The organism is Blastococcus sp. TF02A-30 (genome assembly GCF_003319185.1).
Classification (GTDB): domain Bacteria; phylum Actinomycetota; class Actinomycetes; order Mycobacteriales; family Geodermatophilaceae; genus Blastococcus.
This window is the reverse complement of record NZ_QOHJ01000001.1, coordinates 116,668-130,947: the sequence shown is the minus strand read 5'-3', so window position 1 is coordinate 130,947 and position 14,280 is coordinate 116,668. Positions and strand designations below refer to the sequence as shown.

At 75.4% G+C, this 14,280-nt stretch carries 14 protein-coding genes and 1 tRNA gene; 12 read left to right on the top strand and 3 right to left on the bottom strand.

Translation table 11 applies throughout. The features are described from left to right. Positions 1–63: 63 nt before the first annotated feature. A complete protein-coding gene (locus DQ241_RS00610) occupies positions 64–876 on the bottom strand; it encodes a DUF3662 and FHA domain-containing protein (RefSeq protein WP_147252304.1) in 813 nt (270 codons plus the stop codon). A gap of 174 nt (positions 877–1,050) precedes the next feature. Here DQ241_RS00610 and DQ241_RS00605 point away from each other — a divergent pair. Further along, a tRNA-Leu gene (locus tag DQ241_RS00605) sits at positions 1,051–1,133 on the top strand. 55 nt (positions 1,134–1,188) lie between these two features. Here DQ241_RS00605 and DQ241_RS00600 read toward each other — a convergent pair. Together DQ241_RS00600 and DQ241_RS00595 are read right to left on the bottom strand one after the other, a co-directional pair. Next, positions 1,189–1,650 (bottom strand): DUF1707 domain-containing protein, encoded by a 462-nt coding sequence (locus tag DQ241_RS00600; protein WP_113828117.1) that lies wholly within the window; start codon positions 1,648–1,650, stop codon positions 1,189–1,191. Between the two features lie 77 nt (positions 1,651–1,727). Continuing rightward, a complete protein-coding gene (locus DQ241_RS00595; RefSeq protein WP_113828115.1) occupies positions 1,728–2,885 on the bottom strand; it encodes an acyl-CoA dehydrogenase family protein in 1,158 nt (385 codons plus the stop codon). A gap of 91 nt (positions 2,886–2,976) precedes the next feature. Here DQ241_RS00595 and DQ241_RS00590 point away from each other — a divergent pair, with 91 nt between their 5' ends. The 11 genes from DQ241_RS00590 (at position 2,977) to nhaA (ending at position 14,276) form a co-directional block, all read left to right on the top strand. Further along, positions 2,977–3,570, top strand: coding sequence for a TetR/AcrR family transcriptional regulator (locus tag DQ241_RS00590; protein WP_233492118.1), 594 nt, complete (start codon positions 2,977–2,979; stop codon positions 3,568–3,570). Next, positions 3,567–4,025, top strand: a complete 459-nt coding sequence (locus DQ241_RS00585; protein WP_113828111.1) for a GNAT family N-acetyltransferase — start codon at positions 3,567–3,569, stop codon at positions 4,023–4,025. The genes DQ241_RS00590 and DQ241_RS00585 overlap by 4 nt, the downstream gene beginning before the upstream one ends. 142 nt (positions 4,026–4,167) lie before the next feature. Beyond that, positions 4,168–4,791, top strand: a complete 624-nt coding sequence (locus tag DQ241_RS00580; RefSeq protein ID WP_233492117.1) for an RNA polymerase sigma factor — start codon at positions 4,168–4,170, stop codon at positions 4,789–4,791. Further along, positions 4,788–5,852 (top strand): hypothetical protein, encoded by a 1,065-nt coding sequence (locus DQ241_RS20455; RefSeq protein ID WP_158545845.1) that lies wholly within the window; start codon positions 4,788–4,790, stop codon positions 5,850–5,852. Before DQ241_RS00580 ends, DQ241_RS20455 begins: the two co-directional genes overlap by 4 nt. Before the next feature lie 190 nt (positions 5,853–6,042). Continuing rightward, positions 6,043–7,641 (top strand): methyl-accepting chemotaxis protein, encoded by a 1,599-nt coding sequence (locus DQ241_RS00570; RefSeq protein ID WP_158545844.1) that lies wholly within the window; start codon positions 6,043–6,045, stop codon positions 7,639–7,641. Positions 7,642–7,677: 36 nt separating this feature from the next. Next, positions 7,678–8,595: an aldose 1-epimerase family protein gene (locus DQ241_RS00565; RefSeq protein WP_113828106.1), complete on the top strand. Its 918-nt coding sequence runs from the start codon at positions 7,678–7,680 to the stop codon at positions 8,593–8,595. Position 8,596: 1 nt separating this feature from the next. After that, the gene (locus DQ241_RS00560; protein ID WP_113828104.1) at positions 8,597–9,316 is read left to right on the top strand and encodes an MOSC domain-containing protein; all 720 of its coding nucleotides are present in this window, start codon (positions 8,597–8,599) and stop codon (positions 9,314–9,316) included. 5 nt (positions 9,317–9,321) lie between these two features. Then, the gene (locus DQ241_RS00555) at positions 9,322–9,537 is read left to right on the top strand and encodes an RNA-binding S4 domain-containing protein (protein ID WP_113828871.1); all 216 of its coding nucleotides are present in this window, start codon (positions 9,322–9,324) and stop codon (positions 9,535–9,537) included. 30 nt (positions 9,538–9,567) lie between these two features. Beyond that, on the top strand, positions 9,568–10,749 hold the full coding sequence (locus DQ241_RS00550; protein WP_199583948.1) for a pyridoxal phosphate-dependent aminotransferase: 1,182 nt from the start codon (positions 9,568–9,570) through the stop codon (positions 10,747–10,749). Further along, on the top strand, positions 10,746–11,510 hold the full coding sequence (locus DQ241_RS00545; RefSeq protein WP_113828100.1) for a nitrilase-related carbon-nitrogen hydrolase: 765 nt from the start codon (positions 10,746–10,748) through the stop codon (positions 11,508–11,510). Before DQ241_RS00550 ends, DQ241_RS00545 begins: the two co-directional genes overlap by 4 nt. Positions 11,511–11,642: 132 nt before the next feature. Then, positions 11,643–14,276 (top strand): Na+/H+ antiporter NhaA, encoded by a 2,634-nt coding sequence (gene nhaA / locus DQ241_RS00540; protein WP_113828098.1) that lies wholly within the window; start codon positions 11,643–11,645, stop codon positions 14,274–14,276. Positions 14,277–14,280: the final 4 nt, after the last annotated feature.

The following is a 14,280-nucleotide window of genomic DNA, read 5'->3' as shown; positions in this document are numbered from 1 at the left end:
CGCTCGCCACCTGCGAACTCGTGCCCGGGCGGGAACCGCTCAATCGTGACGCCGCGAACTCCGTCACGCGCCGTCCTGCCGGTAGACCAGGACGGAGTGGCCGATCCGGATCACGTCGCCGTCGGCGAGCGCCTGGCGGCTGACCCGGCGGCCGTTGACCAGCGTGCCGTTGGTCGACCCGAGGTCCTCGACCGTGGCGACGTCGCCCTCGAGGACGACGTCGACGTGCTTGCGGCTGACCCCCGTGTCGGGGAGACGGATGTCGGCCTCGGTCCCGCGGCCGATCACGTTGCGCCCGGAGGACAGCTCGTGGCGGGTGCCCGGGCCGTCGACGACGAGGACGTGCGTCGTCGTGGACCGGCCGGCGCGGCCGCCGAACGCGGGCGCGACCTTCCCGGTGTCACCGGCGCGGCCGCGCAGCGGGGGCAGCGGCGGGAGCGGGGGCAGCGGGGGGTGACCGGGCGCCGGGGCGGGGGCGAGGTCGTGCCGGGCCGAGGGCCGGGCCGGGTCGGCGACCTCGGAGGAGACCTCGAAGACGCCCGTGGGCAGGTCGCCGTCGCGCTCCAGGCGGACCGAGATCGCGTCGAAGACCTGGTAGCCCTCGCCGTCGATGTGCTCGGCCACCATGTCGGCCAGCTCGCCGGCGAGCTGCTCGGACCACTGGCCGAGGTGCTCGTAGTCGGTGTCGCCGAGACGGACCACGTAGACGTTGGGCGCCAGGATGCGGCCCTCGCCGAGCACGGAGCGCTGCTCGTCGGCCTCGCGCTGCAGGGCCTTGGCGATCTCCGCCGGGTGCACCTTGCCCTTGAAGATGCGGGCGAACGCCAGCCCCACCATGCCTTCGAGCCGTCGCTCGAAGCGCTGCAGCACACCCACAGTCGCTCCCTTGCGCTCGGCCGGACATACCGCTGTGCCAACCGTGATCGTAGCCGGGTGGTCGACCGCCGACCGGCCGGTGACCCGCGACGCCCCGGGTGTCGCCCTCGTCCTCGCAACGAGCGACCCCCCGGCGGGGCTACGGCTGCCGGCTGGTACTGTTCTCGCTCGCCAGGGCAAGTGGCGGAATGGCAGACGCGCACGGTTCAGGTCCGTGTGTCCGAAAGGACGTGGGGGTTCAACTCCCCCCTTGCCCACAGGCACGAAGGGCTCCCTCCGGGGAGCCCTTCGTCGTTCCCGGGGCCGGGGTGCTCAGCGCCCGGGCAGCTCCTGCGGACCGGGCTCGTCGTCGTCCGCGTCGTCCTCGTCGTCGCCGAAGAACGTCTGCGCGAGCAGGACCGCCCCCCAGGGCCCGATCACCCACACCGGCCAGAAGTACAGGAGCTCCCAGCTGGCCAGGCTGGTGATGGCCCAGATGGAGATGACGATGACGGCGGTGCTCGCCCAGGACCGCCAGGCCCACGCGTCGGCGCCGTGCCAGCCGCCTCCGCGGGCCGGGACCTCCGGCTGGGCCGCGGGCACCGGCACCGCCGCGCCGGCCGGCAGGTCGGCGGTCAGCTCGGCGAGCTCGCCGTAGGTCTTCGCGGCGTAGGCGCGCTGCAGGCGTTCCTCGTACTCGGCCACGGTCAGCCGGCCGGCGGCCATGTGCTCGCCGAGCACGGTGGCGACGGCGCTGCGGTCGGCATCGGCGGCGCGGAGGTGCGGCTCGGGCATCGGCGCTCCAATCAGGGGAGACCAGTCTCGCTTCCCGTGCCGCCCGGGTCCAGCGCCGCGCGGTTGCACGTGGAACGTCAGCGCGGCGCGGCCGCCCGGACGAGGTGCTTGCCGATGACCATCCGCTGGATCTGGTTGGTGCCCTCGAAGATCTGCATGACCTTCGCCTCGCGCATGTACCGCTCGGCCGGGTGGTCGCGGGTGTAGCCGGCCCCGCCGAGAACCTGCACGGCGTCGGTGGTCACCTTCATGGCCGCGTCGGTGGCGACGAGCTTGGCGATGCTGGCCTGGCGCGAGTAGTCCTTGCCGGCGTCCTTGCGCCGGGCGGCGACGAGGTACGTGGCGCGCGCGGACTCGACCGCCGCGGCCATGTCGGCCAGCAGGAACGCGACGCCCTGGTGCTCGGCGATGGGCCGGCCGAACGCCTCGCGCTCCACCGCGTAGGCGACCGCGACGTCGAGCGCCGACTGGGCCAGCCCGACCGCGACGGCGCTGACGCCGAGGCGGCCGGAGTCCAGCGCGGCGAGGGCGATCGACAGGCCGCGGCCGCGCTCGCCCACCAGCCGGTCGGCGGGCACCGGGACGTCGTCCAGCCGGATCGCCGCCGTCGTCGACCCGGTGAGGCCCATCTTCTCCTCGGGCCGCGCCGCGCTGAACCCGGGCAGGTCCGGGGTGAGGTGGAAGCAGGAGATCCCCCGCTCGCCGTCGTCGGGTGTGCGCAGGAACGTGGAGTAGAAGTCCGCCTGCCCGCCGTGGGTGACCCACGCCTTCTCGCCGGACGCCACCCAGCCGGCGGCGTCGGCCTTGGCGCTCGCCCGCATCGCCGCCGGATCGGAGCCCGCGTGCGCCTCGGACAGGCAGTAGGCGCCGAGCAGCCGCCCGCCGACCATCTCGGGCAGCAGGTCGCGGCGCTGCGCCTCGGTGCCGAACCGGTCGATGGGGAAGCAGGCCAGCGTGTGCACGCTGATGCCGAGCGCCACGCTGGCCCAGCGGGCGGCGAGCTCCTCGACCACCTGCAGGTAGACCTCGTAGGGCTGGCCGCCCCCGCCGACGTCCTCACCGAAGGGCAGCCCCATCAGGCCGGCCTCGCCGAGGAGCGCGAACACCTCGCGCGGGAAGCGCTCCTCGCGCTCGTACCGTGCGGCCTTCGGGGCCAGCTCGGCGTCGGCGATCTCCCGGGTCAGGCCGATGAGCTCCCGGGCCTCGGGGGTGGGCAGTTCGCGGTCGACGGGCACGGCTCTCCTCCGGTGCAGAACAGTACTGGGAACGATACGGCAGTACTGTGCGCCGTTCTGGTCCATGCTGACCCGCCGGAGGGAGGGTGCTGTGGAGATCACCGACCAGCGGATGACCCGCCGGCAGGCCGAGCTGCTCGACCAGCTCGAGGAGCTGTTCCTCGCCGAGGGCTTCGCGCGGTTCACCCTCGAGGACCTCGCGCTGCGCCTGCACTGCTCCAAGAGCACGCTGTACGCGCTCGCCGGGAGCAAGGAGCAGCTCGCGCTGCGCGTCATCCGGCACTTCTTCCGCAAGGCGACCGACGCGGTCGAGGCGCAGACCCTCACCGAGGCCGACCCGGCCCGCCGGGTCGTCGCCTACCTGACCGCGGTGGCGGGCGCGCTCGCCCCGGCCGGTCCCGCGTTCCACCGCGACCTGGAGGCCTTCGCCCCGGGCCGGGAGGTGTACGAGCGCAACACCGCGCTGGCCGCCGGGCGGGTCCGCGAGCTGATCGCCGACGGCGTGGCCCAGGGCCTGTTCCGCGAGGTGCACCCGGCGCTGGTGGCCGACACGGTCACCACGCTGATGCTGCGGATCGGCCGCGGCGACACCGGTCGCGCCACCGGGCTGGACGACGCCGCCGCCTACCGCGAGCTGGCCCTGCTGCTGCTGCACGGCATCGACCGGCGGGGTGCGCGGGCGTGAAGGTCCAGCAGGCGGAGTGGGACGACGCCGACGTCCAGCGGTTGACCACCGACCAGCAGGTCGAGATCCAGGGGCTCTACGGCGGCAAGAGCGAGCCGGGCCGCCCGCCCTCGGCGGCCGACATCTCGGTCGTGCTGGTCGCCCGCGACGACGACGGGACGGCGCTGGGCTGCGGGGCGCTGCGGGTCCTCGGCGACGGGGTGGCCGAGGTGAAGCGGATGTACGTGGTGCCCACGGCTCGCGGGCGCGGCGTGAGCCGGGCCCTGCTCGCCGCGCTGGAGGAGGCCGCCCGCGAGCGCGGCTGGACGACGCTGCGGCTGGAGACCGGGCCGCTGCAGACCGCCGCCGTCGGGCTCTACGCCTCGGCCGGCTACCGGCGGATCGGCGCGTTCGGCGGGTACGCCGGCGACCCCAAGGCGGCGGACTCGATCTTCTTCGAGCGCACCCTGCCCTGACGAGATCTGCACACCCGCGGCATTCCGGTGCCAGGAAGCCCCGAGTGCGCAGATCTCGCGGAACCGGCGTGAACCGGATCCGCCGCACCGGACATCAAGGGGTGTGACGACTTCACCCGCTGCGGCCGGATCATCACCAGCCGTGATCCCGTCGCTGGTGCACCGGTCGGCCGGTCCACCGGACCCGCCCCGGCTGCGTGCCCTGCCGGGCGCCCCGCCGACCGACGCCGAGCTGATCGCGAGCTCGGTCGACGACCCCGCCGCGTTCGCGCCGCTGTTCGACCGGCACGCCGCGACCGTGCACCGCTACCTGGGCCGTCGGGTGGGCGAGCTGGCCGACGACCTGCTGAGCGAGACGTTCCTCGTCGCGTTCCGCCGCCGCGGGGCCTACCGCGCCGAGCACGTCGAGGTCCGCCCCTGGCTGCTCGGCATCGCGACCAACGTGGTGCGCGGGCACGAGCGGGCCGAGCGCCGTCGCTACCGCCTGCTGGCGAAGGCGGCCGGTCGTCCGGAGGAGCACGGGGAGGACCCGGCGGACTCGGCGGCCCGGCTCGACGCCGAGGCGCTGCGGGGTCCGCTGGCCGCCGCCCTGGCCGGGTTGAAGGCCCGCGACCGGGACGCGCTGCTGCTCCTGGCCTGGGGCGACCTGGGCTACGCCGAGATCGCCGCCGTCCTGGACGTCCCGGTCGGCACGGTGCGCTCCCGGCTCAACCGGGCCCGCCGTCAGACCCGCGCCGCCCTGCCGACCACCGAGGAGATCCGATGAACGAGATCACCCTGCTGCGCGAGGCCGGCCCCGGGGCGCCGGTGCTCCGCCCCGCGGCCCGATCCGCCGCCCGCGCGGCGCTGCTGGCCGAGATCGACGGGCCGGTCCGCCGCCGCCGACGCCGTCCCGGTCGGGCGACGGCGCTGCGGATCGGTGCGGCCGTCGTCGCCGTCGCCGCCGCCTGGGCGGGGGCCGTGGCGCTCACCGGGCCGGGTGCTCGCCCCTCGAGCACCGCGCCCGACGCCATGACCCTGGTCGCGGTCGAGGAGGTCACCTTCCCGCTGTCCCTGGACCCCGCCCCGCCGGGGATGACGCCGAGCTTCACGGGGGCGGCGGGCGATCCGGAGGCCGTCGCCGGCTACACCGCGGCGGACGGGACCGGCTTCTCCGTCTACCTGTCGCCCACCGAGCCGAGCTGGGCGGCCGACCAGTTCGAGGCCTCCGACATCACGGGCCGCGGCACCACCGCCGTGCTCGGCGCCGACGCGACGTACGTCGTGGGCTCCTCGGAACGCGTCTGCACGGTGGCCGACGTCTGCTTCGAGGACCACCCCTTCGCCCAGCTGGTGTGGGAGCGCGCGCCGGGTCAGTGGGTGAACCTGTACGGGGACGGCCCCTACGGGGACGTTGCCGCGCTGGTCGGCGTCGGGGGGGCCCTCGTCGACCGGCCGCAGCCCGTCAACCTGCAGGTCGGGCTCGCGCCGGCCGGGTGGTCGGTCGTCGACTGGCACGAGAGCAGCGGTGTCGTCGGACTGGCCAGCGATGCCGACCCGAGCCGGACCCTGACCGTGCAGGTGTTCCCGCCCGCCGACGGCACCTGGACGCCGGAGGAGCGCATCGCGTCGGAGACCGCGGTCGGGCAGGTGGCGGACGTCGTCGTGGACGGCCAGGCGGGGAAGCTGGCCCTGGTCGCCCAGGTGGCGCCCGACGGGACCGAGATCCGCCTCCGGATGCTGGCGTGGCAGTTGCCGGAGGGCAGCCTGGCCACCGTCTACGCGCCCGAGGACTTCGCGCCGGACGACGTCGTGGCCATCGCGGACGGGGTCACGTACACCCCCTGACCGGGCACCGCACGACCGCGGCCCGCACCCACCCGGGTGCGGGCCGTCGTCGTCCCCGCGCGCTGACCAGCGGGAGCGGTGGTGACCGTCACGCACCCGTCCGGGTGGTCACGCCACGTATACGGATGGTTTCTCCATGCAATCAACCGTTGAGTGGTGCACAACTCGACGGACAGCGATGGAGAGCATCATGAACCCCGCAACGCCCCGCGGCGCACGCCTGCGCAACCTGCCGGTCGCCGGGAAGGTCGCGGCCACCGTGCTCTGCGGCCTGCTGGTCGCGGCAGTGGTCGGCACCGTCGGCCTCGTCCGGATGGCCGATCTCGACGACGCCGGCGCGGCCCAGCGCGAGACCGCGCTCGCGGTGGAGGACCTCGAGACCGCGAAGGCCTCGTTCCTCGCTGTCCGGCTCGACGCCTACGGCATCCTCTTCGCCGCCCCCGACGCCCGCGCCGCGACGGCGGAGAAGCTGGCCGCCGACGACGCGGCCCTCGACGCCGCGCTGTCCGGGTACGCGGAGCGGGCCGTCGCCGTGGACGAGGCGGCGACGCTCCAGCCGCTGATCGCCGAGTACCGGCAGCTCCGGGCGCAGGGGCTGCTGGCCGCCGCGGAGGCCGGCGACGTCGCCGGCTTCCAGGCCGAGCTGCCGGAGGTCCGCGACATCGGCGTCGAGACCCTCGAGGCCTTCGCCGCCGCCACCGGCGCGCAGCAGGCGCAGGCCGACGCGGCGCTGGCCGAGGCGCACGACCAGTACCTCTCGTCCCGGACCGTGCTCGTCGGCATCCTCGCCGGCGGCCTGGTCGTCGCCGTGCTCGCCGGCGTCGCCGTCAGCCTGGCCATCACCCGCCCGCTGGCCCGGGTCCGCGACAGCCTGCGCGCCCTGGCCGACGGCGACCTCACCCGCGACCCCGCCGTCGACAGCACCGACGAGCCGGGGCAGATGGCCACCGCGCTGCGCGAGGCGCAGGCCAGCCTCAGCGCCACGCTGCGCACGGTCACCGAGACCGCCGCGGCGCTGTCCGGCTCGGCGGAGGACCTCACCGCGGGCGGTGCCCGGCTCGACGAGTCGGCCACGCGGATCGCCGGCCAGGCGGGCGACAACGCCCAGCGCGCCGGCCGGGTCAGCGACAGCGTGCAGACGGCGGCCGCGGGCGTGGAGCAGATGCGCGCGGCCATCGGCGAGATCGCGGTCAGCGCCAGCGAGGCGGCGCAGGTCACCGGCAACGCCGTCGCGCAGGCGACCGGCGCGGCCGAGCAGATCCAGCGGCTGGGGGAGTCGACCGCCGGCATCAGCCAGATCGTCAGCACGATCGGCCAGGTCGCCGGCCAGACGCACCTGCTGGCGCTCAACGCCACCATCGAGGCGGCCCGGGCGGGCGAGGCGGGCACCGGCTTCGCGGTGGTCGCGCACGAGGTCAAGGAGCTCGCCCAGGAGACCGCCCGGGCCAGCGAGGACATCGCCCGCCGCGTGGTCGACATCCAGGCGGAGTCGGAGGCCACGGCCACGGCGCTGCAGCAGATCATCGAGGTCGTCCGCACGATGGACGGCCTGCAGACGACGATCGCCGCGGCGGTCGAGGAGCAGACCGCGACCACCGGCTCGATGGCCGTCAGCATCGGCGAGGCGGCCGGCGGCACCGAGGAGATCGCCGGCACCGCCACCGCGACGGCCGCCAGCGCGGCGAGCGTGACCGTGGACGCGCACGGCGTCGCCGACGCCAGCCGGCTGCTGCAGGAGCTGGCCGGCCAGCTGGAGCAGCAGGTCGCCCAGTTCCGCACCCGGGTCTGAGGCGACGTGGCGGCCGGGTGTGGTGAGCTTCTCCCCATGCCCCCCACCTGGCCGCCGCCCGAGCCGACCGAGGTGCAGCTGACGGCCGGGGACGCCGTCCTCGCCGTCGACCTGCGCGGAGCCGCGCTGCGCCGGCTGAGGGTCGGCGGCTGGGAGCTGCTCGACGGCTACCCGGCCGGCGGGGTGGCGCCGGGCTGGCGCGGGGCCGTGCTGCTGCCGTGGCCCAACCGGATCCGCGACGGGCGCTGGACGTGGGAGGGCGAGGAGCTGCAGCTCGACGTCCAGTCCGCCGCCGAGCCGCACGCCATCCACGGGCTGCTGTCCTGGCAGCCGTGGGCGGTGCTGTCCGCCACCGACGACGCCGCCACGCTGTCCACCACCGTCGCGCCGCACCCGGGCTACCCGTTCCGGCTGGCCGCGGCCGTGGACCACGCGCTGGCGCCCGACCGGCTGACCACGACCCTCCGGGTGCGCAACGACGGCGACCGCCCCGCCCCGTTCGGCGCCGGCGTCCACCCGTACCTGTCGCTGGGCGCCACGGAGGACGGCGGCATCGGCGACGCCGAGCTCTCCCTGCCCGCGCGGACCGAGCTGGTGCTCGACGGCGGGATGCCGACGGGGGAGCGCGCGCCCTTCGACGGCGCCGTCGGCCGGATCGGTGACCGGGCGCTCGACACCCCGCTCACCGACCTGGTCCGCGACGACGACGGCTGGGCCCGCGTGCGGGTCCGCGGCGCGGCGGGCGAGCTGGAGCTCGCTCTCGACGAGGCCTGGCCGTGGCTGCAGGTGTACAGCGGCGACGCGCTGCCCCCGGGCCAGCACCGGCGCAGCCTCGCCGTCGAGCCGATGACCTGCCCGCCCAACGCGCTGGCCGACGGCGTCGACCTCGTCGTCCTCGAGCCGGGGGAGACGTGGGCCGGCACCTGGTCGCTGGCCTGGACGCCGGCGGGCTGACATGCGCGTGCTCGAGCTGTGGCGCTACCCGGTGAAGTCGCTGCAGGGGGAGCGGCTGGCCGAGGCCCGGATCGGCGAGCTCGGCATCGCCGGTGACCGCCGGTGGGCGCTGTTCGACCGCGACACCGGCCTGGGGCTGACCGCCCGCCGGGTGCCCGAGCTGCTGTTCGGCGCCGCGCGGGTGCGGGCGGACGGCGGCGTCGAGGTGGTCCTGCCCGACGGCACCGTGACCACCGACGAGGCCGTCCTGTCGGACTGGCTGGGCCGCCGCGTGGAGCTCCGGGCGGCGGACGAGGACGTGGTGCCCGTCTACGAGACGCCGGCCGACGAGGAGGTTCCCGACCCCACCGAGTGGCTGCAGTGGGAAGGGGCGCCCGGCCCGTTCCACGACAGCCCGCGGATCCGCCTGTCGCTGGTCTCCACCGGCACCCTCGGCCCGTGGGACCGCCGCCGGTTCCGCGCCAACGTCGTCCTGGACGGCGCGGGGGAGGACGGGCTGCGCGGGCAGGAGGCCGCGCTGGGGGAGGCTCGGCTGCGGTTCGGCGTCCCGATCGCCCGCTGCGTGATGACCACCCGACCGCAGCCCGGTGGGATCGCCCGCGACACCTCCGTGCTGAAGACCATCCACCGCGAGCGGGACGGGCTGCTGGCCGTGCGGGCCGCCGTCCTCGCGCCGGGGACGGTGCGGGTCGGCGACGCCCTGGTGCTGGAGGGAGGATGACCGGCATGCGCACCGTCGACCTGCGGCCCGGCGAGGACTCGATCCGGCTCGGCCAGCTGCTCAAGCTCGTCGACGCCGTCCCCACCGGCGCGCAGGTGAAGGACGTGCTGGCCAGCGTCGACGTCCGGGTCAACGGCGAGCCCGAGGACCGCCGCGGCCGCCAGCTGCGCTCCGGCGACGTCGTCTCGATCAAGGGCTTCGGCGACGTCCGCATCGGCTGAACCGAGGTTCCACGTGGAACGCTGGTGCCCGTGACCCAGCACCTCGCGAGCCGCCTGCAGGGCTTCGGGACGACGGTCTTCGCCGAGATGAGCGCGCTGGCCGTCGCGACCGGCTCGATCAACCTCGGTCAGGGCTTCCCCGACTACCCCGGCCCGCCCGAGGTGCTCGACGTCGCCCGGTCCGCGATCGGCACGGCCGCCGACCAGTACCCACCGGGCCCCGGCACCCCGGAGCTGCGGACGGCGGTCGCCGAGCACGTGCGGCGCTTCCGCGACCTGTCCTACGACCCGGACACCGAGGTGCTGGTGACCGCCGGCGCCACCGAGGCGCTCGCCGCCGCGATGCTGTCGCTGCTGGAGCCCGGCGACGAGGTCGTGCTGTTCGAGCCGATGTACGACAGCTACGGCGCCGGTGTCGCCATGTCCGGCGGCGTCCTCCGGCCGGTCCCGCTGCACCCGCCGGCCGGCGAGGGTCCCTGGACCTTCGACCCCGAGGCGGTGCGGGCAGCGATCACGCCGCGCACGAAGCTCCTGGTCCTCAACACCCCGCACAACCCCACCGGCAAGGTGTTCACCCCCGACGAGCTGGCCTTCCTCTCCGGCCTGGCGGTCGAGCACGACCTGCTGGTCCTCACCGACGAGGTCTACGAGCACCTCGTGTTCTCCGGTGCCGCGCACCTCTCCCCCGCCGGCCTCCCCGGCATGCGGGAGCGCACGCTGGTGGTGAGCAGCGCGGGCAAGACGTTCAACGTGACCGGCTGGAAGGTGGGCTGGATCTGCGGCCCCGCTCCCCTGGTCGCCGCCGTCCGCACCGCCAAGCAGTTCCTCACCTACGTCAACGGCGGCCCGTTCCAGCCCGCCGTCGCCGCCGGGCTGCGGCTGCCCGACGAGTACTTCACCGGCATCGCCCGCGACCTGGAGTACCGCCGCGACACCCTCGTCCAGGGGCTGCGGGACGCCGGGTTGCCGGTGGTCAGCCCCGAGGCGACCTACTTCGCCACCGTCGACGTCCGCCCGGTGCAGCCCGACGGCGACGGCCTGGCCTTCTGCCGCGCGCTGCCCGGGCGCGCGGGTGTCGTCGCCGTCCCGAGCGGGGTCTTCTACGCGCCGCAGGACGCCCACCTGGGCCGCCACCTGGTGCGGTTCGCCTTCTGCAAGGGCGACGCGGTGCTGGGCGAGGCGGTCCAGCGGTTGGGCAGGATGGCCGCATGAGGATCGGGGTGCTGCAGCACGACATCGTGTGGGAGGACCGGGCGGCCAACTTCGCGCGGCTGGCCCCGCAGGTCGCGGCCGCCGCGGCGGCCGGCGCCGAGCTCGTGCTGCTCAGCGAGACCTTCTCCACCGGGTTCTCGATGACGCCGGGGATCGGCGAGCCCGAGGGCGGCCCGTCGGCCACGTTCCTGGCCGAGCAGGCCGCCGCGCACGGGATCTGGTTGGGCGGCAGCTGTCCCGAGGTCGCACCGGGGGCGGACCTGCCCTACAACTCCTTCGTGCTGGCCGGGCCGGACGGCACCGTGCACCGCTACCGCAAGCTGCACCCGTTCACCCACGGCGGTGAGCACGAGCGGTTCCGCGCCGGCGACGGGCCGGTGACGGTGGAGATCGGCGGCCTCCGGATCACCCCGTTCGTCTGCTACGACCTGCGCTTCGCCGACGTGTTCTGGACGGCCGCCCCCGGGACCGACGTCTACCTGGTCACCGCCAACTGGCCGGCCGCGCGCCGCGAGCACTGGACGACGCTGCTGCGCGCCCGGGCGATCGAGAACCAGGCCTACGTGGTCGGCTGCAACCGGGTCGGGACGGCGGGCGACGGCACCGCGCACACCGGTGACAGCCGGATCGTCGACCCGATGGGGGAGCTGCTGGCGACCGCGGCCGGCGTCGAGACGCTGCTGCTGGCCGACGTCGACCCGGACCGGGTCACCGCCACCCGCGACCGGCTGCGCTTCCTGGCCGACCGCCGCCCGTCCTGACCCGCAGGGCCGGATCGGCCGTCCCGGCCCTCTGCCGATCCGGGAGCTCCGGCACTAGCGTCACCTGACCATGGAGCACCTCCGGGCGGCGACCCGGGAACAAGATCAGACCGTCGAGACGCTGGCGCGGTCGTGAGCAGCGTCGGCGGAACGAGCCAGACCCGGTCCGAGCACCTCAGCGGCCAGCTGTCCGGCCCCGTCCGCCGGCTGATCCGGTCCGGGCTCGCCGGAGCCACGCTCCTCGTCCTCGCCACGGCGGCCGCGCTGGTCTGGGCCAACTCCCCGTGGGGCAGCTCCTACGACTCGCTGTGGCACACCGAGTTCTCGGTCCGCCTCGGCGACCGCGCCATCACCCAGGACCTGCAGCACTGGGTGAACGACGGCCTGATGGTGTTCTTCTTCTTCCTCATCGGGATGGAGGTGCGCCGCGAGCTGTCGATGGGCGACCTCGCCCAGCGCAGCCGGATCGTGGTCCCGGCGCTGGCCGCCGTGGGCGGGCTGGTCCTGCCGGCGCTGATCTTCTACGCCTTCAACGCCGGCGGCCCCGGCGCGCACGGCTGGGGCATCCCGATCGCCACCGACACCGCCTTCGTGCTCGGCGCGCTCGCGGTCTTCGGCCGGCACTGCCCGATCCAGCTGCGGGTCTTCCTGCTCTCGCTGTCGGTCGTCGACGACATCGGCGCCCTCAGCGTCATCGCGGTCTTCTACACCGACGACATCGACCTGGGCGCCCTGGCCGTCGCCGGGCTGTGCGTGCTCGTGTTCATCGCGCTGTCCAAGCTCCAGGTGTGGCGCGGCCCCGCCTACTTCGCCGTCGGCGTCGTCATGTGGGTGGCGATGTACCAGTCCGGCGTGCACGCGACCATCGGCGGCGTCGTCCTCGGCCTGCTGGTCAGCGCCTACCCCCCGCGCCGCGACGAGGTGGAGCTCGCGGGGTCGCTCACCCGGGCCTTCCGCCAGTCCCCCGACGTCGACATCGCCCGGCAGGCCAAGCTCTCCGTGGAGCGGGCTGTCTCCCCCAACGAGCGCATCGGCGCGGTCCTCGTGCCGTGGAGCACCTACCTCGTGGTCCCGGTCTTCGCGCTGGCCAACGCCGGCGTGCGGATCGACGGCGAGCTGCTGGACCGGGCGCTCACCTCGCCGCTCACCCACGGCGTGTTCGTCGGCCTCGTCGTCGGCAAGCTGCTCGGCGTCGGCCTGGCCGCCACGCTGGCGGTGCGGATGCGGCTGGGCTCGCTGCCGCCCGGCGTGTCGCTGGCCAGCGTCTGGGCCGGGGCCGGCCTGACCGGGCTGGGCTTCACCGTCTCGCTGTTCGTCACCGACCTGGCCTTCGAGGACGAGGCGCTGCGCGAGGAGGCGACCGTCGGCATCCTCGCCGCGGCCGTGGTCTCCACGGCGCTGGGCGCGCTGGCCTTCCGGCTGCTGGCCCGCAGGACGGCGCCGGACGAGGCGCCGCGGCCGGTGCGCCTCGACCCGCCGGTGGACCCGGAGCGGGACCACGTGCGCGGTCCGGTCGACGCCCCGCTGACCCTCGTCGAGTTCGGCGACGTCGAGTGCCCCTTCTGCGGCCGGGCCACCGGCGTGGTCGCCGAGCTGCGCGGCCGGTTCGGGGACGAGCTGCGCTACGTCTTCCGCCACCTGCCGCTGGTCGACGTCCACCCGCACGCCGAGCTGGCCGCCGAGGCCACCGAGGCGGCCGGCGCGCAGGGCGCGTTCTGGGCGATGCACGACCGGTTGTTCGCCCACCAGGGCGAGCTGGAGGCCCCGGAGCTGCTCAACCACGCGGCGGCCCTGGGCCTGGACCTGGAGCGGTTCACCCGCGAGCTCGGTCAGGAGACGCACGCCGGGCGGGTGCGCGACGACGTCGCCAGCGCGGAGGCCAGCGGTGTGCACGGCACCCCGACGTTCTTCGTCAACGGCGTCCGGCACGACGGTCCCACCACGACCGACGCCCTCGCCGCGGCCCTGCTGCGCAGCGATCCGCGCGGCGCGCCCGGGCGCCGGCTCCCCGAGCCGCCGCCCGAGCCGCACGGCTCCGCCGTGGTGCCGCTGTCGCCGCTGGTGCGGTCGGACGCGGTCGCCGGGGTCGCGGCGCTCGACGGCCTGGCCGAGACCCCCGACACCGACGGCTCCTCACCGCACCTCACCCCGCGGCAGCTCGGCGTGCTGCGCCGCTTCGGCCGGCACCGGGCGACGTCCACCGGCGACGTGCTGGTGGAGGGCGGCAGCGCGGAGTGGGACTTCGTGGTCGTCCTGTCCGGCACCGTCGCCGTGGTGGAGGACGCCGACGGCCCGGACGACGAGCCGCGGGTGATGGCGGTGATCGGCCCGGACCGCTTCCTGGGCGGGCTGAACATGCTCGCCGGGCAGCGGGCCGTCCGCTCGCTCGTGGCCGCGGCGCCGGGTGAGGTGCTCACCCTGTCGGTCGACCGGCTGCGGGCGGCGATGGCCGACGACCGCGAGCTGTCCAACACCATCACGCGGGCGCTGCTCATCCGCCGGGCCACGCTCATCGGGCGGGCCACCGGCATCCGGGTGCTCGGCGACCGGCGGTGGCCGGCCAGCGCACGGCTGCGGCAGACCCTCGCCGACCACGCCCTCGGCCACACGTGGCTCGACCCGGCGGAGGACCCGGCGGCCCGGACGATGCTCGACGAGCTCGAGGCGCCCGACGGCACCCCGGTGGTGATCGCGCCCGACGGCCGGGTGCTGTTCGACCCGAGCGGGGACGACCTGCTGCGCCTGGGGACGACGCGGGTGGGCTGACCGG